Below are 22,083 nucleotides of genomic sequence, written 5' to 3' on the forward strand. Positions count from 1 at the left end.
AGGTGAGTTTTTCTGGACTTCGGCCATGGCTAAGCCTGTTGCTGTTGGTTCTAGCTGCATTTGGCCTCTTTTATACAGATCTAGGCTCCGCCTATTCACTTCAACAGCAATCAACGCTCCTGCTGCTCGGGATTGCCATCTATTTCTGGACACTCAGTCCACTGCCTGTTGCGGCATCAAGTTTAGTATTGATCGGATTGATGCTGCTGTTCGGTATTGTAGATGAGCCGGAAGAAGCCTTCAGAGGATTTCTATCGAATGCTCTCTACTTTATCTTAGTGCTGTCCCTCATTTCTGCCGCTTTAGTGAGGGCGGGAGTGGACCGTGTTTTTGCCCATATCATCATAAAATTCAGCAGAGGCGGAATCCGGGCAATTTTACTCGGTCTGCCTCTGCTGATTGTATTTATGCCTATCCTTCTGCCGTCGGCGGTCGCGCGGTTTCGTATACTCGAACCGATCATTGAACAGGTGAATGATCGGTTTGGTTTTGGCCAGGAAAGCTTGTTCCGAAAATATTGCATGTATGCAATCGGTATGCTGAATCAGAATGCGACGATGATTGTCTTTACGGGCGGCGGATTTCCGATTTTGGCAGCACAATTGTTGAAGGATTTTGGCGGCATCGAAATTTCGTGGCTTGGTTGGTTTTTGCGCATCGCTCCTCCTTTATGGCTGGCCATGCTGCTTGTAAGCTTCGGGGTCTGGTTTTACTTTAAGCGGAATAGCGCTCTTCTAGTTGCTGCTGATTCGAAAATTCCTGAAATGGAAGATGGGGCGCTTCCGCCGAGGTTCTGGTGGATTATGCTGCCTTTTGTCATCATGATCGTCAGTTGGATTGTTTTAGACCATCAGCAGGTGCCGTTGGTTTTGGCGCCGTTGCTATTGGTCGGCTACTATGCGATGCCGGTCAATGGGCTGATAACGAATAAAACAGTAAGGGATTATGATTGGGAAACTTTTTTGCTTCTGGGCTCATCATTTTCCTTAGGCTACATAATTGAAGAGAGCGGGACTGCCTTTGTACTGGCTGAGCAGTTGATGGGTCTGCTGCCGGATGGACTGGGTGACTTCGGGAATACTGTCTACATTGCCTGCTTTATCTTTATCCTGCGCTTCCTGTTTGTTGTTCCTTCCACTTCCATGATCATTATTTTTCCTATTATCATAAACTACGCAGGTATTTTGGATTTGTCTGTCATGTCTTCTGCTTTTTTAGTAATTATGATGATCGGTGGCGTTACCATTTTACCAATTCACTCACCCACGACGTTTCTTGCTTTTCAAAAAAATGCATTCTCCTTAAAGGAACAACTCATTATCGGGGGGTATTCGAGTTTTGTGGTTACTGCCATAGCGATTACTTGGGCAGTATTCTTTTGGCAATGAACCCATTCGCAGAAATCGAACTGCAGGAAGATATCAAAACGGAAAACTGAATGTCTTCAAAAACCTTCATCCGATCACTAGAGGATGAAGGTTTTTTGGTTAAGGCGCCTTCCTCTCGAATGTTTACCTTAAAATATACCGGGTAGGGTACTTATAAGACCAAAAATAAGAGGAGGAATATGAATATGTTTAATTACACAGTAGATACATCTAAAACAGTGAGTGAAGCCGTGCAAGCATTGGAAGAGAATTTAAAGGAAGAGAAATTCGGTGTCTTATGGAATTTCGACTTAACTGCAAAACTGCAGGAAAAAGGAGAAGACTTTGATACCCCCTACACTATTTTGGAAGTCTGCAACCCGAAAGAAGCGAACCGCGTATTATCGGAAAACTTGATGATCGGCTATTTCCTGCCATGTAAAATCGTTGTCTATAAGGAAAGCGATAGCGTGAAAATCGGCATGCCGAAGCCCACCGCTTTAATCAGCATGGTGGAAGACGAGAATATCAAATCGATTGCTGAAGATATTGAAGAGCGATTGATCAAGTGCATCGATCAATCTGCATAACTTGCTGCACGGTCTGCGGACAGTTGCTTTTGCCATGTTTCTTAGATCGATTTTATTGCGAGCCAATAGCTTGACTTAATACCCTTAGGGGTATATTATGGGGGTTAGTTAAACATCCTTATATTATTTATAGGAGGCATAGTTAAGATGAAATACGACAAACTTGTTGAGAATCGATTGAAAAGAATAGAAGGCCAGCTTCGCGGTGTCATCAAAATGGTTGAAAATGATGGAGAATGCAGAGACGTAGTCATGCAGCTATCCGCGGTAAGAAGCGCAGTTGATCGCGCCATTGGTGTTATTGTCAGCGATAACCTGGAGACATGTGTACGCGAAAGCATCGAAAAAGGCGAAAGCACTGAAGGCATGGTAAAAGAAGCTGTCGAATTGCTAGTGAAAAGCAGATAAAAAAATTTTTGTTTGACTTTCAGAAAGACATGCTTTATTATACCCTGTAGGGTATTTAAAAGTGCGGCGCCACTATAAAACGTCATTTTTTTTCGAAATAAAATATACCCCCACGGGTAATTAAAAATGGAGGCATTAAAATGGCACAAGAGCAAAAGAAGACGACGATCGTATTATTCAGCGGGGATTATGATAAGGCGATGGCAGCTTACATTATTGCCAATGGTGCTGCGGCATACGATCATGAAGTGACAATCTTCCATACATTTTGGGGATTGAATGCATTACGGAAAGAAAATCCGCCAGCGTTGAAAAAAGGACGCTTAGAAACGATGTTTGCGAAAATGATGCCAAGAGGTGCAGATAAACTTGGTTTATCGAATATGCAGTTCGGCGGAATGGGACCTAAAATGATCAAGCAAGTCATGAAAAAGCACAATGCACTGACCTTGCCCCAATTAATTGAAATGGCAGAAGAACAGGACGTAAAAATGATCGCTTGTACGATGACGATGGACCTTCTTGGTTTGCAGAAAGAAGAACTGTTGGACGGAGTCGAATATGCAGGAGTCGCTGCCTATCTTGGAGATGCCGAAGACGGCAACGTCAACCTATTCATCTAATCGCATTTACAGCAGAAGGGAAAGATGCAGCATGGAATGGATACTATGGGTTCTGATTGGAGTGGCAGCTCTTTGGGTAGCTTACCGGTTCACTTCACCGGCTAAAGGAATCGAATCGATTTCTACAGAAGAAATGAAAACGCAGCTCGGCAAGAAAGATAAGCAGTATATCGATGTTCGAACGCCGGGAGAGTTCAAAGGGAACCACATTAAGGGCTTTAAGAACATCCCATTAAATGAGTTGCCGAAGCGTATGAATGAATTGTCAAAAGAAAAAGAAGTACTGATCATTTGCCAAAGCGGTGTGCGCAGCAGCAAAGCCAGCCAATTATTGAAGAAGAACGGATTCACCACCGTCACAAATATCAGAGGCGGTATGAGCAGCTACCGCGCATAAAGGAGAAATTATAATGAAAACAATGACAACTCAGCAAGTTCAGGAATTAGTGGAAAGCAAACAAGCAATCAATTTGATCGATGTTCGGGAAACCAATGAAGTTGCGGCAGGGAAAATTCCCGGCGCCACCAATATTCCTTTGGGCTTACTGGAATTTCGGATGAATGAACTCGATAAATCGAAAGAATATATCATGGTTTGCCGTTCAGGCGGACGAAGCGGACAAGCCACCAATTTCCTTGAAAACCATGGTTATAAAGTGACCAATATGGATGGCGGAATGCTGGATTGGAATGGCGAAACAAACTAAACGCCTGCTGAAGAACAGGCAAATCTCCAAGGAGGAATATAAATGGTACAAACTGACTTAACATTAGATGCAAAAGGGCTGGCATGCCCGATGCCAATCGTGAAAACAAAAAAGATGATGAAAACGATGGATTCAGGAAAAGTATTGGAAATCCTTGCAACAGATAAAGGTTCAACAGCTGATCTGCAGGCATGGGCAAAGAGTTCAGGCCATCAATATATCGGCACTGAAACTGAAGGGGACGTTTTACATCATTTCCTTCGCAAAGATGGAGCTGGAGCTCCTGAAGAAACCATCACCATTCCAGAAATTTCACTGGCTGATTTCACTCAAAAGGTGGAAGCTGACGAGCACATGACGATTCTGGATGTCCGTGAAAAAGATGAGTTTGAAGAAGCCCATATTCCGGGAGCAATCCACATTCCTTTAGGCGAAGTCGAAGCACGAATGGCTGAATTAGCCAAAGAAAATGCAATTTATATCATTTGCCATTCGGGAAGAAGAAGCGGCATTGCAGGAGATATGATGGCCAAAAATGGTTTTGGCACTTTATACAATGTAGTACCTGGCATGAGCAACTGGACAGGGAAGACAGAGTAAAAAAATTTAGAAAAATATATACCCCTGGAGGTAATTTGAGTATGACGGTAAAAGCGATGAAAGCAAGTGAAGTAGCAAAGAAAGTAGTGAACAATCAGCCATTGTTCATCCTGGATGTACGAAATGGAGATGCCTTTGCTGATTGGAAAATCGAAGGCGGGAATATCCAGTATATAAATACCCCTTATTTCGATTTATTGGACGGCGTCGAAGAAGTGGTTTCAGAATTGCCGACAGATAGAGACATCCTGGTAGTCTGTGCAAAAGAAGGCTCTTCCGTCATGGTGGCAGAAATGCTGTCAGAGGAAGGTGTTGACGTGGTCTATCTTGAAGGCGGCATGAAAGCTTGGAGTGAGCACCTGGAACCAGTGAAAGTCGGTGAATTGCAAGGCGGCGGCGAATTGTATCAATTTGTTCGTCTTGGCAAGGGATGCCTGTCGTACATGGCCATCTCTGAAGGGGAAGCCGCTGTTATTGATGCAACACGCATGACAGATATCTTCTTGGACTTCGCGCAGGAAAAAGGCGCAACCATCAAGCATGTATTCGATACGCATTTGCACGCTGACCATATTTCCGGGGGCCGTGCAATTGCAGAAGCAACAGGCGCAACTTATTACTTGCCGCCGGCTGATGCGGAAGAAGTGGTATTTGGCTATACGGCTTTGGAAAACGGCTTGGAAGTGGCGATCGGCAACTCGAAAATCGACATTGAAGCTCTTTATTCACCGGGGCACACAATCGGTTCTACCTCATTCATCGTAGACCATAAATACTTGATGACAGGCGATATTCTATTCATCGACTCTATCGGACGGCCGGATCTTGCAGGCTTGGCTGATGACTGGGTTGGCGATTTAAGAGAATCCCTGTACACACGTTACAAGGAATTAGCCAATGAACTTGTGGTTCTGCCGGCTCATTTCATGATCATGGAAGAGTTGAACGAAGATGGCAGTGTCGCTAAAAAATTAGGTGATCTGTTCAAGGAAAACCATGGCCTGAATATTGCAGATGAGCAGGAGTTCCGTGATATGGTCACAAAAAACCTGCCGCCGCAGCCGAACGCTTATCAGGATATCCGCAAAACGAATATGGGCAAGATTACGCCTGATGAAGAAGTTCAGCGTGAAATGGAAATCGGACCAAACCGTTGTGCGGTTCGCTAAGCAACGATTTAGAGAAAAAAGTTAACAGTAAATAAAAACCAAAAGGAGAGATTTTGATGAACGCAGATAAAGTATTGGATGCAAAAGGGCTGGCATGCCCAATGCCGATCGTAAAAACAAGAAAAGAAATGAAAGAAATGGAAAGTGGACAGATTCTTGAAATTCTGGCAACCGATAAGGGTGCGAAAGCGGATTTAGTTGCATGGGCAAAATCCGGCGGCCATGAGTTGCTGGATTCGCAGGAAAATGGAGATGTCTTTACATTCTGGATCAAGAAAGGCTAAGAGCCGGATTAAAGGGCATCGCCATGATGCCCTTTTCCCTTTTAGAGAGGTGAAAAGAAATGAGTATGGACTTTATCATTGTCATTTTTCTGATCGGCTTTGTAGGTTCCTTCATTTCAGGAATGGTGGGAATCGGTGGTTCGATTATCAAGTATCCGATGCTGCTCTACATACCGGTGATGTTGGGGTACACGGCATTCAGCGCCCATGAAGTCTCGGGGATCAGTGCCATCCAGGTCTTTTTTGCGACGATTGCCGGTGTTTGGGCATACCGTGGCAGCGGCTATTTGAATAAAACCCTAATCGCTTATATGGGGGGCGCCATTTTAGTGGGGAGCTTCATCGGCGGCTACGGATCGACTTTGCTGTCTGAGCAGGCCATCAATATTGTCTACGCGGTACTGGCGACCATCGCGGTTGTCATGATGTTCATGCCGAAAAAAGGCGTGGATGATATCCCGCTGGATCAGGTTACTTTCAACAAATGGCTGGCAGCAGGATTGGCGTTTATCGTCGGGATCGCTGCCGGAATCGTTGGGGCAGCCGGTGCCTTTATCCTGGTGCCGATCATGTTGGTCGTATTGAAGATCCCGACCCGGATGACCATCGCGACTTCGCTTGCGATTACCTTTCTGTCCTCCATCGGTTCGACAGTCGGCAAAATCGTTACCGATCAGATTTTGTATGGCCCGGCAGCTGTTATGATTGTCGCAAGTATACTAGCAGCGCCTCTTGGAGCGAAGCTGGGGCAAAAAATGAATACCAAATACCTGCAATGGATATTGGCTCTACTGATTTTAGCTACAGCGATTAAAATCTGGACAGATATCCTTTAGTGCAAAAAGAGAGGGCGCCTTGTAACAGGCGCCCTCTCTTTTTATCAGTCAGCGCTTTGGGCGCTTATTTTTTCGATTCGGTTTGGTGGGTAAGTGTAGTTGCCAGTGCGCTCGATTTGAGCTACTTCATACATGGCGAGTGCGACATCTCTTGCTTCGACAGGCTTATACTTTTTCATTTTTCCCTTCAGCAATTTGCTGAGGGCCGGGCTAAGGATGGTGGCTGCTTTTTCACCCAATCGAAATTCCTGACGATTGCCAAGCAGTAAAGAGGGCTGGAAAATATGAAGTGCCGTCAAGCCTATTTTCTTCAGGCGGACTTGCAGCTGCCCTTTGGTACGGCTGTAGAAGACTTTTGACTCAGCATCAGCACCCAAGGCAGTGATGATCAGAAAGTTCTTTGCCTGCTGCGACTTTGCCAATTCAGCCATCTTTAAGGGATATTCATAATCGACTTTTTTGAATGCATCCTGTGATCCGGCTTTTTTAATGGTGGTGCCGAGACAGCAATAGACATCATCTACATCAAAGTGCTTAGCATAATCGTCCAGTTTGTCGAAATCCGTGATTACTTGTTCCAGTTTTTCATGTGCCATGTCGAGTGGACGGCGCACCAAAATTTTCACCCCTTTGTAATGGGGGCTTTCTAGGAGGATATGGAGCAATTCGTTGCCGACCAGTCCGCTGGCACCTGCCAGTAAAGCGGTTTTGTTGTTCATTTTGAACGACTCCTTTTTCTGTGTCATCTATCTGTTAGAACTTACTATACCCCACTATACAGGGAATTGTCTTTTTTGCTTTGATTCTTTGGCTGAAGGGGTACAATAAGAGAAAGATCGATAGGAAAGGAAGAAGCGCATGAAACCAGTGATAGTCGCTGAAAAACCAAGCCAGGCAAAAGCCTATGCGGAAGCATTCAAGTCCGTGAAACGCGATGGCTATATTGAACTTGCACCCGATGCGATTTTTCCAGAGGGTGCCTATATCACATGGGGAATCGGACATCTTGTGGAACTAAAAGAACCGAAGGCCTATGACCCGAAATGGGGAAAATGGTCGCTGACTGCGCTGCCGATTTTGCCGGATACCTATCAGTTTCAGGTGGCAAGAGGCAAGGCACAGCAATTTGGCATCATCAAAAAATTGATTTTCCAGACCGATACGGTCATCAACGCCTGTGACGTTGACCGGGAAGGCTCCAATATATTCTATAGCATCTATTACCAGACAGGTGCCAAAAACAAGAAGATTCAGCGGTTATGGATCAATTCACTGGAAGCGGATGAAGTGAGGAAAGGCTTTCAGGAACTGCGGGACAATCGGCAGGACCTATTATTGTATCAGGAAGCCAAAGCGCGTCAAATCAGTGATTGGCTCGTCGGGATGAACGGATCCCGCCTATATTCCCTTTTGCTTCAGGAAAAAGGCATTCACGAAGTCTTTGCCATCGGACGTGTGCAGACACCAACCGTGTTCCTGATCTATCAGCGCGAAAAAGAAATTGAAGCGTTCGTACCAGAGCCTTTTTATGAAATTGAAGGTGTTTTTGACGCGGAAAAAGGGCGCTACAAGGGCAAAGCAAAGCTGAGGGCAAAAGAGCGGAAAGAAGCGGAAGAGCTTTTGGCCAAACATGCCATTACTGCCAAGGAAGAAGGCATTGTGACTCAGATGAAGACCACCGAAAAACGCACACCGCCGCCACAGCTTCATTCGTTATCGACCTTGCAGGCTGCAGCGAACCGGAAATGGAAATACAGTCCGGCTAAAGTGTTGTCTGTCATGCAGGGATTGTATGAAAAGAAACTTGTCAGCTATCCAAGAACGGATACCCAGCATATTACACCGGGTGAGTTCAGCTATTTGGCAGGACAGGTCGAAAAATACCAACAGCTGATTGATGTACCATTCCCGATTGCTTCCAAATCACCGAAAAAGAGGTTTGTGGACAGCTCTAAAGTCCAGGAGCATTATGCCATCATTCCAACAAAAACCATTCCGACCGCAAGAAAACTGGAAGGGTTGGCAAGAGACGAACGAAATCTCTATGAAGAAGTTTTGCGCACAACTCTAGCGATGTTCCATAAAGATTACCGCTACGCCGAAACCAAAGTGACTACGGACGTCAAAGGACTGGCATTTTTCACAACTGGAAAAACCGAGCTTGAAAAAGGCTGGAGAGAGCTGTTTCCACCCGCAAAGGAAACCAAGCAGGAACCCTCTTTGCCGGAATTGCGGGAGCAGGAGCGGGTGAAGAGCAAGGTCGACATAAAAGAAAGTATGACGACACCGCCAAAACCCTATACGGAAGGCCAGTTGATCGCCATGATGAAGACCTGCGGGAAGTTTGTCGAGGATGTGGAAGACACCGAGATCCTAAAAGAAGTCGAAGGACTGGGAACAGAAGCGACAAGAAGCGGAATCATCGAGACGATCAAACGCCATCAATACATTTCAGTAACTAAAAACATCGTTTCAATCACTGATAAAGGACGCATCCTGTGCCAGTCCATCGAAGGGAACTTGCTTTCCAGCCCGTCGATGACCGCGAAATGGGAGACCTATCTGAAGAAAATCGGGAAGGGCGAAGGTTCGGCGGAGGTGTTTCTGGCGACGATCGGCAAATTCATCCAAAAGCTGCTCGATGAAGTACCTGGGCAAATGCAGAAGAACGGATTGCCGGCACAGATGGCGACGCCCAGCGCCAAAGATGAAATCGCTCCTTGTCCGAGATGCAAGACCGGTATGATCGTATCAAGGAGAGGCTCTTACAATTGCACCGAACACGCCAATGGCTGCAAGCAGTCATTTCCGGCAACCTTCCTGAAGAAGCGGTTAACGGCCAAGCAGATTGAATACTTGTGCACAAAAGGGAAGACGCCAGTCATTAAAGGCTTTGTTTCGAAAAACGGCAAGAAGTTCAACGCCAAACTGGTGTTGGAAGAGGGCAAATTGAAGATGGAGTTTTAAAGGTTTTAAGTAGGGCTGAGACTCAAAAGCTTGATTGGTTGCAATGGCTCCAGTCTTTCTTTGATAATGAATAAAGAAGACATAACCTAACAATTCACTGGAAAGGGAGTTTCGCATGAAATATAATTTTGATGAAATCGTCAACAGAAGAGGCACTTACTCCATGAAATGGGATGGAGGGGACCTGATCAAACAATTCGGTCTTACTGAACGATACGATGAGGACACGATTCCGCTGTTTACCGCCGATATGGATTTGCCGGTTCCTCAGCCTTTAGTTGAAGCTTTGCACAAAACAGTGGATCACCGGATTTACGGCTATTCCGTTTTTCCGGATGAATACTTTGAGGCCATCCAGTCCTGGATGCAGAAGCGGCATGGCTGGAAAGTCGAAAAAGAGCAGATTGTCTATAGCCCAGGCACGGTTCATGCATTGAATATTGCGGTTAAGGCATTTACGAATTTGGAAGATGGCATCATCATCCAACGTCCAGTTTATCCTCCTTTCACTTCCGTGATTGAAGGAAACGGCAGAAAAGTAGTGAACAACGCGCTGAAACAGGAGGCCGATGGTTATTATTCCATCGATTTCGAGGATTTCGAAGCCAAGGCAAAGGATGACCATACGACAATGTTCATTCTTTGTAATCCACATAACCCGACAGGCAGACTCTTCAATGAAGAAGAGTTGAAAAAGATGTCTGCCATCTGCCATGAACACAATGTCTTAATCGTGGCTGATGAAATCCATGGAGATTTGCTGCGCCGTGGAAAGGAATTTATTCCGATGGCTAAAGTAGCCGACCAAACCGACCATATCATCACCTGTACAGCCATCAACAAAACCTTTAATGTTGCGGGATTGCATTGCACCAATGTCATCATTTCGGATGAAGAGCTGCGCACTAAATTCGCCACTGAAATGGGTATGCAATTGGCCTCTCCATTTGCCATTGCTGCATTGATTGCCGTTTATAACGAAGGTGAGGATTGGCTTGAGCAGTTAAAGGATTACGTTGATGGCACAATGGTGTATATAAAGGAATTCTTAGCTGAAAAAATGCCTGAAGTGAAGGTAGCCATTCCGGAAGGCACATATATTATGTGGCTGGATTTCAGCGGCTACGGCATTTCAGCAAAAGATATCCACGACCGTATCTATAATAAAGCCAATGTCCTGCTGGAAGACGGCAGCATGTTCGGTGAAGAAGGGGAATTCTATCAAAGAATCTGTACACCTTCCCCACGGCCGCTCATTAAAGAAGCTTTAGAACGAATAGCCAAAGAATTCGAAGACATTTCCCATAAAAAGGATTTGAGAAAAGTAGAGGAACAATAAACTGTCTGATTTTACAGGCAATTGAATTTACTGTCACTTTACCTTTACTGCGAAATTTAGTATAATAAAAAGACTTGGAAAACGATAGCGTTTCCGACTTGGTATAAAATTCCATTCGTAATTGTGGCTACTGCCCATCTCACATCTAATTTTATATCTTGGTTAAATATTTCAGACGATAGAGCTGATATAAAAGCCGAAAAGATTGCCTTGAAACAGAGGTGATTCTTTTCGGCTTTTTCTATTTCTGAAAAAGAAAGGAAGCGAATTTCATGCATTACTTTGTGGATCACAAGAAAAAGAAAATCCATCAACGCCAATTTGCGGGAGACCGGTGCGGGTTTGTAGAAACGCCTGTGGAAAAAAGGGAATTTACAGATCGTGCTGATTATATCGAGCAGCTGGAGGAAGAAGATTCGTATGAGTTCTGTCCCCATTGCCAGACAGCCCAGACCATCAGCAGCTAAAAGAGATTTTATAGAAGGCGGAAGGCTCCAAGAAGTTATCAAATTGAAAAAAACCATGGACGAGTAGTTTGTCCATGGTTTCAGAAGTCAGCTAAAGCTGGCTTTTTCTTATTTGGCGTTTTCCAGCAACAACACAATATACCCTTTATCCGAAATGAAGTTCCAGTCGAGGAACACTTCCAAAATAGATTGCTCGAGAATAGCTTCGATGCGTGTCTGCAATAATAATCTTCGCTCCAAAGGACGCTTCACTAATTTCAATTCCTCGACAAAGCCACCACGGATCAACTCTTTTTCGATTTCAACAAAAATTCCGGACCGCTCGATCAATAGTGTCCGGTTGTTTAACCAGTACAGCTCTGTCGATTCAGGTGTTTTTTGTGCTTTTCGGCTGGCTTCATTCACTTCTTCACGGACACTTTCAATCTGAATAGCTGAATCCCATTCAATTTCTTTTGCTCCAGACTTATCCGCCATGATCGCCAATATCATCCCGGTTTGATCGTCTAAATTCCAGTCTGCATATACCTCTTCAACTTCCAGATTTCCAATCTTCCATAAATCCAATTTTATATCTGCTGCCAACTGGTTCATCAATAGGTCCCGCGTTTCCAACACCCTTCGATGCTCCTGCTGTTTTAGCAAAATTCTTTCAGTTGGAGCCAAAAATCCCCGAAGGTGTATAGAAATAAAAGGAGGTTTGACTGTCACGAATACTGAGGTAGGCCCTTTTCCAAAATGGTCACGCAATAAGGTGGAAATATAGCTGCCGACTTCAGTGTGCATTGTTTTTTCTTTGGACATGTTTAGCTCTCCTTTTATTGTGTGGCTGTAAAGTTCCGGCTGTTTGTTATTGCTCAATTGGCTTCATTATACGGGATTAGCACGGGCATTTAAAGAAATCGAAATGAGATATTGGGATTTTGACTTCTTAATTCTGTATTTTGGAAGAAAGGAGCGATTTTGTAAAAAAGTTTAGGATTTTTGAATCAGGAATAAGGTTTTTCATTTGTTTATTTGTTTGGTACCGGTAAAAAAAGGGTATTATTTGGAAAAAGCTGCCCGGGCATTTTTCTGCTCGCTTGACCAAGAAAGGAGGATTCCATGCCTTCATCTACAGTCAAAACCGTTGACTACACAAAAGAGAAAAACCGTAGAGTCCATGCCAAAAGAAACGTCTGGTCAGGACTTTTATTTGGTATCGGCTTAGTGGCGTTTATCGACGAAACTGTATTTCATCAATTGTTGCACTGGCATCATTTCTATGATCGATCCACAACGGATGCAGGACTAGTTTCAGATGGCTTATTTCATGCTTTCAGCTGGTTTGCGACTGTAGCTTCCCTGTTTCTTTTGGCTGATCTCCAACGGCGAAAAGCCTGGTGGCCTAAGAGATGGACAGGTGGCATATTGGTTGGTGCCGGAGCCTTTCAACTTTACGATGGCATCATTCAACATAAGTTATTAGAGCTTCACCAAATTCGCTACGGCGTGGATTTGTTGCCGTATGATCTGGTTTGGAATATTACAGCGGTGATTTTGCTTTTAGCTGGAATAGTTCTGCTTTGGCAAACCCCGAACACGCCAATAAAGTCCAATGGAAATCGGTAGTGAACCTCGAATTCTCCAGTCTTTTATCAAAGTGTGTGCCTGCAATTATCATCACAAGAAAAATAGTGGCTTTACTTTTCGTACTTTCCTTTTAATGGAACGAATAGGACTTCATTTAAAATTGTGGTATGGGTTTTACCGTCTATATCCTTTTCAATCAAACGGAGTTCCTGGCTGAATGAGTTTCCAACCGGAATAACCATTTTTCCACCCCCATTTAATTGTTCGAGCAGTTCTCTCGGCACTTCGGAAGCCGCAGCGGTGACCATGATCCGGTCGAAGGGTGCGTGTTCTTCCCATCCTTCACTGCCATCACCCAATTTATAATGAATGTTTTGGAAACCCAATTGCTCTAGCCGCTCTTTTGCGCGCTTCTGCAATTCTTCAATTCTCTCGATGGTATAGACGGTTCCAGAAAAAGCGGCCAGCAAAGCGGTTTGAAAACCTGACCCTGTTCCGAGTTCGAGTACTTTCTGTTTTGGCTGAAGGTCAAGTGCTAAGGTCATTTCGAGAACCAAAGATGGTTGAGAGATGGTTTGTTCAAATCCAATCGGCAGGGCTTGGTCGAAAGAGGCCAGGTCCTTGTTGGTGTCCATAAAAAAGCTGCGGTCCATCTGTTTGAAATAGGAGATGATTTCTTTTCGTTGACTGTTCATTACTTCCACCTGCTTTCTTTTATTGGAGCTGCACCAAACGGAGTAGCTGAGCCATGCATTTTCTGAGCAGTCTTGTTACGTTAATTTTAAGGAAATCATTGCGAACTGTATAGTAATTGCTACGGAGATCGGTGTCTTCAAAGAAGGGGTGTTTATGATGGGATTTCAGCAAAAGACCATTAAAAAAATTGAAGAAGGACTCTATCAAAACGGTCGGCCACTGGAACTTGCTACATTCGGGATGGGGTGTTTCTGGGGACCGGAGGCGAGGTTCGGGAGCATCCCTGGAGTCGTCCGAACGCGTGTCGGTTTTGCGGGTGGAACGTTCCCGTCTCCTACTTACCGCAGCATGGGCGATCATACAGAAACAGTCCAAATTGAGTTTGATCCATTGATGATCAGCTATGCAGAGGTGCTTAGGGAATTTTGGCAGAATCATTACCCGAATCGCGATAATTATAAAGGGAGACAGTATATCTCTTTACTGCATTACCACACAGAGCAACAGCGGCGAACGATTGACGTAATCAAAGAAGAAATGGAGCTGCAGTTAGGGGAGCTGATTGAAACGGAAATTTCACCTTTCAGCCAATTCACTCCGGCCGAGGAACGTCATCAAAAATACTACCTGAAGCGTTATCCGAAAGCATTGGAACAGACCGCTGAACTTTACCCGAACCCGGCATTGCTGACGGACTCAACTTTCGCTGCCCGGTTAAACGGATTTGTGAAAGGCTTCGGTACAAAAGCTGGTATGCTGGAAGAAATGGCTCAGTGGAACATTGACGAACAAGAAAAGGCCTATTTGATTGATCTTTTTTCAAAGATGAAATGGTAGACCAAGTAAAAGGAGAAAAAACCGAACGAACGCAGTTTTCGGTTTTTTTTTTTTGCGTTTTTTAAAAAAAGGGAAAGACAGCGAAGGCAGAGAACATAGAACTGTACGGTTTTTTAAAATAATATTAAGAAGAGGTGACACCCAGTGGATCAAACAACTTTGATTTTGGCATTGTTGCCAATCCTCATCATCCAATTGGCTCTGATGATTTTTGCATTGGTAGACTTGATAAAAAACCCAAATCCAAACGGTCCGAAATGGATGTGGGGCATCTTTATTGTTGTCATTAACATTATTGGACCCATTCTATACTTTGTCATTGGGAGGAAAAATTATTGAACATCGTAGAAGTAGAAAGACTGACAAAACGTTATGGACAGGAAAATGCAGCTGAAGAACTCTCTTTTGCATTGGAAGAAGGCACGGCCACGGCTTTGATTGGTCCGAATGGAGCAGGGAAAACGACAACTTTATCGATGTTGGCTGATCTCCTGTCTCCGACCAGTGGGAAAGTCACGATGGCCAAAGGGCTGACAATCGGCTTTCTTCCCCAGTATCCGCAATTTTTTCCTTGGTTGACAGCTCTTGAATTTACAGAAATGGCTGCAAAACTAAGTGGTGTTGAAACAAAGAAAGCGAGATTACAGGCAACGCGCACATTGGAATTTGTAGGACTCGGAACTGCCTTGACTAAAAAAACCGGAGCTTTTTCAGGAGGGATGAAACAGCGTCTGGGTCTTGCGCAGGCCATTGTCCATCAGCCAAAACTGCTTCTTTTGGACGAACCGATTTCAGCTCTGGATCCTACCGGACGTCGGGAAATCATGGATTTGTTGAAATCTCTGCAACAGGATACGACGATCCTGTATTCGACCCACATTTTAAACGACGCGGAAGAAATGACAGACCAGTTGCTGTTTATGAAAGACGGGCGGCTGATTGAGCAAGGCTCGTTGAGTGAAGTCAGAGATCGGCATGCCAATCCCCGTATCCGAATCCGGTTTCAAAACTATGCCCAAGCGGTGGAGTTTGCTGAAGGACAGGCATGGGGTTCTGAAGTTAAAGAGAATTCCATCTTTCTTCCGGTTCAGAAAAGTGGTCCAACCATGCAGCAGGTACTTCAGGTTTTGGCTTCTAAAAAACAAGATGTTCTAGGCGTCGAGTTTCAAACAGCTTCATTGGAAGAAATCTTTTTAAAGGTGGTTGCTGGCAAATGAAGCATTTCGGCATTTTGATGCAAAAAGAGTGGCGGGAAAATATACGGAATTATAAAATTTACTGGATACCTGCTATTTTTATCCTTTTGGGAATTACAGAACCTGCAGTGAATTACTTTCTTCCGCAAATACTGGAAGCATCCGACGGTTTGCCGGAAGGTGCGGTTTTTGAAATACCGACCCCGACACCGGAACAAATTTTAATGGCGGTCCTTCAACAATTTCAAACCATTGGTATGGCTGTGCTAATTCTCGCGTATATGGCAACCATAGCTGGGGAACGGAAAAGTGGAACTGCGACTTTATTGTATGTGCGCCCACTCTCTTTTTCCGCTTATTTCTTAAGTAAGTGGGTGGTGGCGGCTGCCATTTCCTTGGCCAGCGTTTGGCTCGGTTTCTTTTCGGGCTATTACTATACACGGTTATTTTTCGGAGAGGTAGAAATCATCAAGCTTCTTCAAATGATCGGCTTCTATAGTTTCTGGGTATTGCTCATCCTCACCATTGTTTTAGCTGCAAGTGCCGCTTTGCCAAATGGTGGACTTGCCGCCGCTGCCGCATTTGCTTTATATGTGCTTCTTCAATTAGCCGATGGTCTTTTGGGGGCGAATTGGTCTGTCTCACCAGTCAAAATCCCTCAGTATGCAGCAACTTGGCTGACAGGGAACCCGGATCTTCCCAGCCTCTGGGGAGCCGTCGGAATTACTGTTGTTATCATTTTGGTTTTATTCGGTTTCGGAAGCTGGATATCTCGGAAAAACAAAGCTAAAACAAAAGTCTAATAGGGAAATAAATCGGATAAAAAGCGGCAAGGGCTTTGCTGGGATATGTACTTTTGGGATAAAATCGGAAGTTTGGCGAAAAGGAGCTGGAGCAATTGCTGCATCATGTAGAACTTAATGTTTCAAATTTACCGGAAGCCAAATCGTTTTACAGTGAGCTGTTGCCGCCGCTCGGGTATGCCCTGTTTCAGGAATGGGAAAAAGGCTTCAGCTACAAGTCAGGTCCAACATATATCGTGTTTGTGCAAACGGAGGAGCAATTCATCCAGATTCCATATCACCGGAAACAAACGGGGTTGAACCATTTAGCCTTTCAGGCAGCTTCACGCGTGCAAGTGGACGTGATGACTCAAAAAATGAGACAATGGGGAGCGCAAGTCCTGTATGAAGATCTTCACCCTTATGCAGGTGGTCCAAATTATTATGCGGTTTTCCTTGAGGGGCCTGATCGCTTGAAAATTGAAATCACAGCACCAGGTGAAGGGAACGTCCATGTATAAGGAAAGCTTGGAACGTTTTTGGCTGCGTTGCCAAAAGAAAAGAAGGGGGTATGACAACCCCGTGGACTGAATCAGAATCGAATAGAGGTTAATTTTTATGAAGAAACTGGCAGTATTCTTACTGCTCGCGCTAGTGGTATGGGGTGGAATCTGGAGCAGCAATAAGTGGGTGCAAACCACTGAATATACAATAGCATCGGATAAGATGCCGGAAGCTTTCGATGGAGCAAGAATTGTTCAGGTATCCGATTTACATAACGCGACTTTTGGAAGAAATCAATCGTCGCTGATTGAAAAGGTGGAAGCGGCTGAACCTGATGCCATTTTTTTGACAGGAGATCTTGTGGACAGCAACCGCTATGATCTGGATGCCAGTTTGGTTTTGGTGGATGCCCTCGTAGAAATGAGTGAAGTATATTACGTGACTGGCAATCATGAAGTGGCTTCCAATAAGGTAGACGAAATTATGGAAGCATTGCAGGAACGAGGTGTCACGGTCCTGGCGGATGATTCTGTCGAATGGAGAAAAGATGAGGAAACAATCCAGATTGCAGGAATCGATGATCCGCTCATGGAACCTGATTTCCATGAGGAAGAAGTGACTCAGCATAGCCTCGATCAGGCACAGTTGACGGACGATTTTACATTGTTGCTGGCACATCGACCGGAATATTTTTCTATTTATGCGGGAAGAGGCGTAGATGTCGTCTTCTCTGGCCATGCTCATGGCGGACAAATCCGTATTCCTGGAATTGGTGGGTTGATTGCTCCGGGGCAAGGGTGGTTTCCTAAAGTGACGGAAGGAATCTTCGAAAAAGGTCAATCGAAAATGGTTGTCAGCCGCGGGCTTGGCAACAGTACTTTTCCTGTCCGTATTTTCAATTTGCCGGAAATTGTTGTTGTAACGCTGGAAAAAGGATAAGCGAATGATGGGTCGTGAATTATAGGCTGACTGATGTCTGTCCAACCACCGGCAGCTGATCAGGCTTGCCGGTTTCAAGCCGATCGCTGATTAGTGAATGCAAACAGGGAGGCTGCTAAGTGTGATCAAGAAAAAAGAAGTTTCATTGCACCGTTATTCCTCAAAAGTGTCAATTGACTATGATCTGCCATCAGATCAGCTGGAGTTTACACGATTGCCGAAAGAAATTGTGGAAAAAGATGCCAAAGATCCATTAAAGCATTTCATCATCATCAAAGCACGTGGAGAAGATGCCGGGTTTTTTGAATTGGATGAATCGGAAGACCGCAAGAAATACTCAGACAATCCGAAAGCTTTGTTGTTGAGGGGATTTTCTGTGAATCCGAAATTTCAGGGCAGAGGCATCGCGACCGGTTCAATCTATGCACTACCTGAATTCATGGAAACGGAATTCCCGGATTTTGATGAAGTGGTGCTGGGGGTCAATGCCCGCAATATACCAGCTCAGCGCCTGTATCAAAAGGCAGGATTTACAGACACAGGCAGACGGATTATGCGCTCTAAAGGCGAACAATATGTTATGTCCCTGTATACAAAAAAAGCCAAGTGACAGCAGAAATGCTGCCGCTTGGCTTTTTGCATTTATTCAAAATAAAGGTGCTTATGCAGACTGCAGCCTGGATTGAACGGTGAAGAACAGCTTGGGCAAGTAGATGCACAGGCTAGATATTCATCAACAGACAGGTCGTATCCGCAGGTTCCGCATAAAACCGCCTTTTCATGGAAACGATCCCTTGGCCAAACCTGATGCTTTCCGCAGCCGGCAGCTGCATGGCATTCAAAGCAGGGGAAATATTCCTGGCAGCAAAAGAACTTGATGGCGATGCGGTCGATGGGGGAATGGTAATGGGCGCAACGTGTTTCGGCGTCCACTTGAATGCCTTTCACTCTATGATGGTGGGCCATTTCAAATCTTCCTTTCTGAAAAGGGGATAGGATGTATGAGTGGAATCCGGGAAATCTTCACAGATTGTTTCAAGTACTTGTTTGCAAAGCTCATTGAAAATAATCACTTTGATTTATAGGGTTCAGTTTCTTTCTATGCTACTATGAAAGGGACGAAACTACGAATCTAATTCTTCGGGGCAAGGTGAAATTCCTTACCGGCGGTGAGCAGGAAACTGCAAGTCCGTGACCCGATTGAGCGAATGCGGACATAGGCCACTATGTTTTGAGCGCTCAAGCGGTGGAGCTGGTGAAATTCCAGCACCGACAGTTACAGTCTGGATGGGAGAAGAATTCAGAGATCGGCTTCGTTATGTGCCTCTTCTTTTCAATTAGTTGAAATTGAAAGGAGGAATTTGTATGACCAAAAACTCTTTTCAGGGACCAGTCCCTGAAATCACGATGCGATCATTTTTAATCCCGCTCCTTTCCTTCAAGGAAAATGGGCTTCTTCAAGGTAAGAAAAACTGCCGGAAAACCGGCAATCTTGAAAAAGAAGCAGGGCACATGTACATCTATTTATGGATACAAAACCTTCTGAGCAACCCTTTCCTCACCACCCATAAGCCCCATGGTGGAAAGCACCCAAAAACTCGTACGGCCCCAATTGAATACAGTCTGGCAAACAGAACGGAGGAGTGTGCCTAAATGTTTACAGGTATTGTCGAAGAAGTCGGCCATGTCGCTTCAGTCCGCACTAAACCCCAGGCTATGGAATTAACGATTTCCTGTGCGCTGATCTTAGAGGACATTAAACGCGGAGACAGCATCTCCATTAATGGAGTTTGTTTAACTGTCTCTACATTCAGTTCCAGCACATTCACAGTCGATGTCATCCCGGAAACGGTCAAGTCTTCGACGATGATCGGATTGAAAGCAGGCGGACGCGTGAATTTAGAACGTGCTATGCCAGCTAACGGGCGTTTCGGCGGCCATTTTGTCAGTGGCCATATTGATGGCGTCGGTACGATCCGTTCAGTGAAAAAAGAAGCGAATGCTGTGACGAAGACAATTGAGCTCAATCCACAGTTGATGAAGTACATGATGCTGAAAGGTTCTATTGCAGTAGATGGAACTTCATTGACGATTTTTGCGCTTGGCCATAATACGGTGACCATTTCTTTGATTCCCACAACACAGGAAGATTCACTGTTAGGCGAAAAAGGCATCGGCGACAAGGTCAACATCGAATGTGATCTGTTGGCGAAATACACCGAACGTATCCAGACAGCAGAACCAAAGATCAACAGAGGCTGGCTGGCGGAAAACGGATTTTAAAAGGAGGCGCTGAAGAGATGTTCTACACCGTAGAAGAAGCCGTCGAAGATTTGAAAAATGGCAAAGCCATCATCGTCATCGATGATGAAGATAGAGAAAACGAAGGCGATTTCATCGCATTGGCAGAGTTTGCTTCACCGGAAATCGTCAACTTGATGGCGACTGAAGGAAGAGGGCTGATTTGTGTGCCAATTGCCCAATCCATCGCTCAAAGTTTGCAGATCGGCCTAATGACCGACCATAACACAGATGAATTCGGTACTGCTTTTACCATTAGTATCGATCACAAAGATACAACGACGGGGATTAGTGCTTTTGAACGCTCCCACACGATCACCAGTTTAGTGAAAGCGGATGCGAAAGCAACAGACTTTAAACGTCCTGGGCATATTTTTCCATTGATTGCGAAAGATGGCGGTGTGCTTGACCGCACTGGACATACCGAAGCAGCTGTCGATTTGGCGAAGCTTGCGGGATCACCCCCTGCAGGCGTCATATGCGAAATCATGAATCCGGACGGCACAATGGCGCGTGTGGACGATTTGCTGAAAGTGGCGGAACGGCTCGGCCTTGGTATTCTCACGATTAAAGATCTGGTATCCTACCAGCAAAAAAATCAAAACACGACAGCCTACTAATCTACCAGAGGAGATGGAACTGAATGACTGTACATTTTGAAGGATATTTAAACGGTGAAGGACTGCGGATCGGTATAGTTGTCGGACGTTTTAATGAATTTATCACGAGTAAACTGCTGGGCGGCGCGGAAGATGCTTTGAAGCGCCATGGTGTTGGAGAAGATGATGTCTCCATTGCCTGGGTGCCAGGAGCTTTTGAAATTCCGCTTGTAGCAAAAAAAATGGCGATGAGTGGAAACTATGATGCAGTCATCACTTTAGGGACAGTCATCAGAGGCGCAACTCCTCATTTTGATTTCGTCTGCAGTGAAGTCGCGAAGGGCGTATCAAGAGCCAGTGACCAAGCCAATATTCCAGTCATCTTTGGAGTTTTGACGACGGACTCCATTGAACAGGCAATTGAGCGTGCAGGCACAAAAGCCGGCAACAAAGGCTGGGAATCAGCAGCGGGTGCCATAGAAATGGCAAATCTGATGAAAAAATTATAATACAGCACTCCTGAGCTTTTGCTCAGGAGTTTTTTTGAGGTTAAAAGGCCGAATTTGGGGAATGGAAAGTATAACAGCAATAGGACTGATGAATCACAATGAAGCTGACTACAGAGAAAATAGTGAAATTACTGAAGGATACTTCTGAAGTGTATCTGAATGGGGAAAATTGATTTAGGGGGAGAGTTATGGACAAGATCATCTATTTGATCAGGCATTGCCAGGCGACCGGACAATCTCCGGATGCAGAATTGACTGAAGCGGGAAGAAAACAGGCGCAGGATTTGGCAGAGTTCTTGCGGGAACGGCAGGTGGCCCATTTTATTTCCAGTCCGTTTACACGTGCCATCCAATCCATCGAACCGGCAGCAGACCAGCTGGATTTGCCGATTGAAATCGATGACCGTTTGGCAGAACGCGTGCTAAGCACTGAAGATTTGCCTGACTGGATGGAAAAGTTGGAGGCGTCTTTTGGGGATGCAGATTTGAAATTGGCTGGAGGCGAATCGGGAAAAGAAGCAACGGCCCGAGCAATGGAAGTCTTGAGTGAAATGAAAGACAGAACCGCAGCGGTGACCCACGGAAACTTACTTGGATTGCTGCTGAAGCAAATCGACAAAAGCTATGGGTTTTCGGAGTGGAAAAAACTGACCAATCCGGATGTCTATGAAGTGACTATAAAACAAGGGATGCCTTCTGTGAAGCGTATTTGGAGCTGATTCCATAAAGTGGAATGCACATCCTCCATATCTGAAAGTGGGAGCTTGACTGTCTTTAAAGCAAGGCAAAAG

At 44.9% G+C, this 22,083-nt stretch carries 29 protein-coding genes, 1 pseudogene and 1 riboswitch; of the genes and pseudogenes, 26 read left to right on the forward strand and 4 right to left on the reverse strand.

The window, feature by feature from the left end:
• The first annotated feature begins 2 nt into the window (after nucleotides 1-2).
• From ACRC6Q_RS02545 to ACRC6Q_RS02590, 10 genes are all read left to right on the forward strand, one after another.
• On the forward strand, nucleotides 3-1,388 hold the full coding sequence (locus tag ACRC6Q_RS02545; protein ID WP_431465744.1) for an SLC13 family permease: 1,386 nt from the start codon (nucleotides 3-5) through the stop codon (nucleotides 1,386-1,388).
• Between the two features lie 185 nt (nucleotides 1,389-1,573).
• Nucleotides 1,574-1,957: a DUF302 domain-containing protein gene (locus ACRC6Q_RS02550; protein ID WP_223640606.1), complete on the forward strand. Its 384-nt coding sequence runs from the start codon at nucleotides 1,574-1,576 to the stop codon at nucleotides 1,955-1,957.
• A gap of 147 nt (nucleotides 1,958-2,104) precedes the next feature.
• Nucleotides 2,105-2,365: a metal-sensitive transcriptional regulator gene (locus tag ACRC6Q_RS02555; RefSeq protein ID WP_431465745.1), complete on the forward strand. Its 261-nt coding sequence runs from the start codon at nucleotides 2,105-2,107 to the stop codon at nucleotides 2,363-2,365.
• 140 nt (nucleotides 2,366-2,505) lie between these two features.
• Nucleotides 2,506-2,988 (forward strand): DsrE/DsrF/DrsH-like family protein, encoded by a 483-nt coding sequence (locus ACRC6Q_RS02560; protein ID WP_191714935.1) that lies wholly within the window; start codon nucleotides 2,506-2,508, stop codon nucleotides 2,986-2,988.
• A 31-nt stretch (nucleotides 2,989-3,019) separates the two neighbouring features.
• Nucleotides 3,020-3,385 (forward strand): rhodanese-like domain-containing protein, encoded by a 366-nt coding sequence (locus ACRC6Q_RS02565; protein WP_431465746.1) that lies wholly within the window; start codon nucleotides 3,020-3,022, stop codon nucleotides 3,383-3,385.
• A 13-nt stretch (nucleotides 3,386-3,398) separates the two neighbouring features.
• Nucleotides 3,399-3,695, forward strand: a complete 297-nt coding sequence (locus ACRC6Q_RS02570; RefSeq protein ID WP_223640586.1) for a rhodanese-like domain-containing protein — start codon at nucleotides 3,399-3,401, stop codon at nucleotides 3,693-3,695.
• Between the two features lie 42 nt (nucleotides 3,696-3,737).
• Nucleotides 3,738-4,295: a sulfurtransferase TusA family protein gene (locus tag ACRC6Q_RS02575; protein WP_223640582.1), complete on the forward strand. Its 558-nt coding sequence runs from the start codon at nucleotides 3,738-3,740 to the stop codon at nucleotides 4,293-4,295.
• A gap of 41 nt (nucleotides 4,296-4,336) precedes the next feature.
• Nucleotides 4,337-5,464 carry an MBL fold metallo-hydrolase gene (locus tag ACRC6Q_RS02580; RefSeq protein ID WP_431465747.1) on the forward strand — a complete coding sequence of 376 codons (1,128 nt, stop codon included), beginning with the start codon at nucleotides 4,337-4,339 and terminating at the stop codon, nucleotides 5,462-5,464.
• A gap of 56 nt (nucleotides 5,465-5,520) precedes the next feature.
• Entirely contained in the window at nucleotides 5,521-5,748 is a 228-nt protein-coding gene (locus ACRC6Q_RS02585) for a sulfurtransferase TusA family protein (protein WP_431465748.1), read from the forward strand.
• Between the two features lie 59 nt (nucleotides 5,749-5,807).
• Nucleotides 5,808-6,584 (forward strand): sulfite exporter TauE/SafE family protein, encoded by a 777-nt coding sequence (locus ACRC6Q_RS02590; RefSeq protein ID WP_223640559.1) that lies wholly within the window; start codon nucleotides 5,808-5,810, stop codon nucleotides 6,582-6,584.
• 44 nt (nucleotides 6,585-6,628) lie between these two features.
• On the opposite strand, the gene ACRC6Q_RS02595 is transcribed toward ACRC6Q_RS02590, so the two are convergent.
• Nucleotides 6,629-7,303 carry an oxidoreductase gene (locus tag ACRC6Q_RS02595; protein WP_431465749.1) on the reverse strand — a complete coding sequence of 225 codons (675 nt, stop codon included), beginning with the start codon at nucleotides 7,301-7,303 and terminating at the stop codon, nucleotides 6,629-6,631.
• A 139-nt stretch (nucleotides 7,304-7,442) separates the two neighbouring features.
• Here ACRC6Q_RS02595 and ACRC6Q_RS02600 point away from each other — a divergent pair, with 139 nt between their 5' ends.
• The 3 genes from ACRC6Q_RS02600 to ACRC6Q_RS02610 all read left to right on the forward strand — a co-directional run bounded on the left by ACRC6Q_RS02600 (nucleotide 7,443) and on the right by ACRC6Q_RS02610 (nucleotide 11,357).
• Nucleotides 7,443-9,551 (forward strand): DNA topoisomerase 3, encoded by a 2,109-nt coding sequence (locus ACRC6Q_RS02600; protein ID WP_431465750.1) that lies wholly within the window; start codon nucleotides 7,443-7,445, stop codon nucleotides 9,549-9,551.
• A gap of 115 nt (nucleotides 9,552-9,666) precedes the next feature.
• A complete protein-coding gene (locus ACRC6Q_RS02605) occupies nucleotides 9,667-10,890 on the forward strand; it encodes a MalY/PatB family protein (protein ID WP_223640550.1) in 1,224 nt (407 codons plus the stop codon).
• A 272-nt stretch (nucleotides 10,891-11,162) separates the two neighbouring features.
• A complete protein-coding gene (locus ACRC6Q_RS02610; RefSeq protein WP_223640547.1) occupies nucleotides 11,163-11,357 on the forward strand; it encodes a hypothetical protein in 195 nt (64 codons plus the stop codon).
• Nucleotides 11,358-11,465: 108 nt separating this feature from the next.
• On the opposite strand, the gene ACRC6Q_RS02615 is transcribed toward ACRC6Q_RS02610, so the two are convergent.
• Complete coding sequence (locus tag ACRC6Q_RS02615; protein ID WP_223640544.1) at nucleotides 11,466-12,161, reverse strand: DUF2294 domain-containing protein; 696 nt, start codon at nucleotides 12,159-12,161, stop codon at nucleotides 11,466-11,468.
• 300 nt (nucleotides 12,162-12,461) lie between these two features.
• On the opposite strand from ACRC6Q_RS02615, the gene ACRC6Q_RS02620 reads away from it, so the two are divergent.
• On the forward strand, nucleotides 12,462-12,968 hold the full coding sequence (locus tag ACRC6Q_RS02620; RefSeq protein WP_431465751.1) for a DUF2243 domain-containing protein: 507 nt from the start codon (nucleotides 12,462-12,464) through the stop codon (nucleotides 12,966-12,968).
• A gap of 71 nt (nucleotides 12,969-13,039) precedes the next feature.
• On the opposite strand, the gene ACRC6Q_RS02625 is transcribed toward ACRC6Q_RS02620, so the two are convergent.
• The gene (locus ACRC6Q_RS02625; protein ID WP_223640524.1) at nucleotides 13,040-13,624 is read right to left on the reverse strand and encodes a protein-L-isoaspartate(D-aspartate) O-methyltransferase; all 585 of its coding nucleotides are present in this window, start codon (nucleotides 13,622-13,624) and stop codon (nucleotides 13,040-13,042) included.
• Between the two features lie 241 nt (nucleotides 13,625-13,865).
• On the opposite strand from ACRC6Q_RS02625, the gene ACRC6Q_RS02630 reads away from it, so the two are divergent.
• The 7 genes from ACRC6Q_RS02630 (at nucleotide 13,866) to ACRC6Q_RS02660 (ending at nucleotide 18,493) form a co-directional block, all read left to right on the forward strand.
• The gene (locus ACRC6Q_RS02630; protein WP_411730370.1) at nucleotides 13,866-14,462 is read left to right on the forward strand and encodes a peptide-methionine (S)-S-oxide reductase MsrA; all 597 of its coding nucleotides are present in this window, start codon (nucleotides 13,866-13,868) and stop codon (nucleotides 14,460-14,462) included.
• Nucleotides 14,463-14,606: 144 nt separating this feature from the next.
• On the forward strand, nucleotides 14,607-14,801 hold the full coding sequence (locus ACRC6Q_RS02635; protein ID WP_223640516.1) for a PLD nuclease N-terminal domain-containing protein: 195 nt from the start codon (nucleotides 14,607-14,609) through the stop codon (nucleotides 14,799-14,801).
• Nucleotides 14,798-15,679 carry an ABC transporter ATP-binding protein gene (locus tag ACRC6Q_RS02640; protein ID WP_223640513.1) on the forward strand — a complete coding sequence of 294 codons (882 nt, stop codon included), beginning with the start codon at nucleotides 14,798-14,800 and terminating at the stop codon, nucleotides 15,677-15,679. Before ACRC6Q_RS02635 ends, ACRC6Q_RS02640 begins: the two co-directional genes overlap by 4 nt.
• Nucleotides 15,676-16,461, forward strand: a complete 786-nt coding sequence (locus tag ACRC6Q_RS02645) for an ABC transporter permease (RefSeq protein WP_431465752.1) — start codon at nucleotides 15,676-15,678, stop codon at nucleotides 16,459-16,461. The genes ACRC6Q_RS02640 and ACRC6Q_RS02645 overlap by 4 nt, the downstream gene beginning before the upstream one ends.
• Before the next feature lie 95 nt (nucleotides 16,462-16,556).
• Nucleotides 16,557-16,961 carry a VOC family protein gene (locus tag ACRC6Q_RS02650; RefSeq protein WP_223640507.1) on the forward strand — a complete coding sequence of 135 codons (405 nt, stop codon included), beginning with the start codon at nucleotides 16,557-16,559 and terminating at the stop codon, nucleotides 16,959-16,961.
• A gap of 97 nt (nucleotides 16,962-17,058) precedes the next feature.
• The gene (locus ACRC6Q_RS02655) at nucleotides 17,059-17,883 is read left to right on the forward strand and encodes a metallophosphoesterase (RefSeq protein ID WP_223640491.1); all 825 of its coding nucleotides are present in this window, start codon (nucleotides 17,059-17,061) and stop codon (nucleotides 17,881-17,883) included.
• Between the two features lie 121 nt (nucleotides 17,884-18,004).
• Nucleotides 18,005-18,493, forward strand: a complete 489-nt coding sequence (locus tag ACRC6Q_RS02660; protein ID WP_223640488.1) for a GNAT family N-acetyltransferase — start codon at nucleotides 18,005-18,007, stop codon at nucleotides 18,491-18,493.
• Nucleotides 18,494-18,525: 32 nt separating this feature from the next.
• On the opposite strand, the gene ACRC6Q_RS02665 is transcribed toward ACRC6Q_RS02660, so the two are convergent.
• On the reverse strand, nucleotides 18,526-18,849 hold the full coding sequence (locus ACRC6Q_RS02665) for a CHY zinc finger protein (protein WP_223640485.1): 324 nt from the start codon (nucleotides 18,847-18,849) through the stop codon (nucleotides 18,526-18,528).
• Between the two features lie 166 nt (nucleotides 18,850-19,015).
• A riboswitch (FMN riboswitch) is annotated at nucleotides 19,016-19,186 on the forward strand.
• A gap of 62 nt (nucleotides 19,187-19,248) precedes the next feature.
• Between ACRC6Q_RS02665 and ACRC6Q_RS02670 the strand changes: the two genes are divergently transcribed.
• From ACRC6Q_RS02670 to ACRC6Q_RS02690, 5 genes and pseudogenes are all read left to right on the forward strand, one after another.
• Entirely contained in the window at nucleotides 19,249-19,536 is a 288-nt protein-coding gene (locus tag ACRC6Q_RS02670) for a hypothetical protein (protein WP_223640482.1), read from the forward strand.
• Complete coding sequence (ribE, locus tag ACRC6Q_RS02675) at nucleotides 19,537-20,166, forward strand: riboflavin synthase (protein ID WP_223640479.1); 630 nt, start codon at nucleotides 19,537-19,539, stop codon at nucleotides 20,164-20,166.
• A 17-nt stretch (nucleotides 20,167-20,183) separates the two neighbouring features.
• Nucleotides 20,184-20,786: pseudogene (gene ribB / locus ACRC6Q_RS02680) on the forward strand (3,4-dihydroxy-2-butanone-4-phosphate synthase); the annotation flags it as partial.
• 41 nt (nucleotides 20,787-20,827) lie between these two features.
• Nucleotides 20,828-21,292, forward strand: coding sequence for a 6,7-dimethyl-8-ribityllumazine synthase (gene ribH, locus ACRC6Q_RS02685; protein WP_223640475.1), 465 nt, complete (start codon nucleotides 20,828-20,830; stop codon nucleotides 21,290-21,292).
• Between the two features lie 188 nt (nucleotides 21,293-21,480).
• Complete coding sequence (locus ACRC6Q_RS02690) at nucleotides 21,481-22,011, forward strand: histidine phosphatase family protein (RefSeq protein ID WP_223640472.1); 531 nt, start codon at nucleotides 21,481-21,483, stop codon at nucleotides 22,009-22,011.
• Nucleotides 22,012-22,083: the final 72 nt, after the last annotated feature.

This window comes from Planococcus sp. SE5232, assembly GCF_050686535.1.
GTDB lineage: Bacteria > Bacillota > Bacilli > Bacillales_A > Planococcaceae > Planococcus.

Excerpts from the sequence above, each read along its gene's own strand:
- ACRC6Q_RS02620 (WP_431465751.1), top strand. The coding sequence starts at position 12,462 with ATGCCTTCATCTACAGTCAAAACCGTTGACTACACAAAAGAGAAAAAC.
- ACRC6Q_RS02645 (WP_431465752.1), top strand. The coding sequence starts at position 15,676 with ATGAAGCATTTCGGCATTTTGATGCAAAAAGAGTGGCGGGAAAATATA.
- ACRC6Q_RS02600 (WP_431465750.1), top strand. The coding sequence starts at position 7,443 with ATGAAACCAGTGATAGTCGCTGAAAAACCAAGCCAGGCAAAAGCCTAT.
- ACRC6Q_RS02590 (WP_223640559.1), top strand. The coding sequence starts at position 5,808 with ATGAGTATGGACTTTATCATTGTCATTTTTCTGATCGGCTTTGTAGGT.
- ACRC6Q_RS02575 (WP_223640582.1), top strand. The coding sequence starts at position 3,738 with ATGGTACAAACTGACTTAACATTAGATGCAAAAGGGCTGGCATGCCCG.
- ACRC6Q_RS02655 (WP_223640491.1), top strand. The coding sequence starts at position 17,059 with ATGAAGAAACTGGCAGTATTCTTACTGCTCGCGCTAGTGGTATGGGGT.
- ACRC6Q_RS02595 (WP_431465749.1), bottom strand. The coding sequence starts at position 7,303 with ATGAACAACAAAACCGCTTTACTGGCAGGTGCCAGCGGACTGGTCGGC.
- ACRC6Q_RS02585 (WP_431465748.1), top strand. The coding sequence starts at position 5,521 with ATGAACGCAGATAAAGTATTGGATGCAAAAGGGCTGGCATGCCCAATG.
- ACRC6Q_RS02665 (WP_223640485.1), bottom strand. The coding sequence starts at position 18,849 with ATGGCCCACCATCATAGAGTGAAAGGCATTCAAGTGGACGCCGAAACA.
- ACRC6Q_RS02625 (WP_223640524.1), bottom strand. The coding sequence starts at position 13,624 with ATGAACAGTCAACGAAAAGAAATCATCTCCTATTTCAAACAGATGGAC.
- ACRC6Q_RS02690 (WP_223640472.1), top strand. The coding sequence starts at position 21,481 with ATGGACAAGATCATCTATTTGATCAGGCATTGCCAGGCGACCGGACAA.
- ACRC6Q_RS02565 (WP_431465746.1), top strand. The coding sequence starts at position 3,020 with ATGGAATGGATACTATGGGTTCTGATTGGAGTGGCAGCTCTTTGGGTA.
- ACRC6Q_RS02630 (WP_411730370.1), top strand. The coding sequence starts at position 13,866 with ATGGGGTGTTTCTGGGGACCGGAGGCGAGGTTCGGGAGCATCCCTGGA.
- ACRC6Q_RS02670 (WP_223640482.1), top strand. The coding sequence starts at position 19,249 with ATGACCAAAAACTCTTTTCAGGGACCAGTCCCTGAAATCACGATGCGA.
- ACRC6Q_RS02555 (WP_431465745.1), top strand. The coding sequence starts at position 2,105 with ATGAAATACGACAAACTTGTTGAGAATCGATTGAAAAGAATAGAAGGC.
- ACRC6Q_RS02610 (WP_223640547.1), top strand. The coding sequence starts at position 11,163 with ATGCATTACTTTGTGGATCACAAGAAAAAGAAAATCCATCAACGCCAA.
- ribH (WP_223640475.1), top strand. The coding sequence starts at position 20,828 with ATGACTGTACATTTTGAAGGATATTTAAACGGTGAAGGACTGCGGATC.
- ACRC6Q_RS02570 (WP_223640586.1), top strand. The coding sequence starts at position 3,399 with ATGAAAACAATGACAACTCAGCAAGTTCAGGAATTAGTGGAAAGCAAA.
- ACRC6Q_RS02550 (WP_223640606.1), top strand. The coding sequence starts at position 1,574 with ATGTTTAATTACACAGTAGATACATCTAAAACAGTGAGTGAAGCCGTG.
- ACRC6Q_RS02605 (WP_223640550.1), top strand. The coding sequence starts at position 9,667 with ATGAAATATAATTTTGATGAAATCGTCAACAGAAGAGGCACTTACTCC.
- ACRC6Q_RS02615 (WP_223640544.1), bottom strand. The coding sequence starts at position 12,161 with ATGTCCAAAGAAAAAACAATGCACACTGAAGTCGGCAGCTATATTTCC.
- ACRC6Q_RS02560 (WP_191714935.1), top strand. The coding sequence starts at position 2,506 with ATGGCACAAGAGCAAAAGAAGACGACGATCGTATTATTCAGCGGGGAT.
- ACRC6Q_RS02580 (WP_431465747.1), top strand. The coding sequence starts at position 4,337 with ATGACGGTAAAAGCGATGAAAGCAAGTGAAGTAGCAAAGAAAGTAGTG.
- ribE (WP_223640479.1), top strand. The coding sequence starts at position 19,537 with ATGTTTACAGGTATTGTCGAAGAAGTCGGCCATGTCGCTTCAGTCCGC.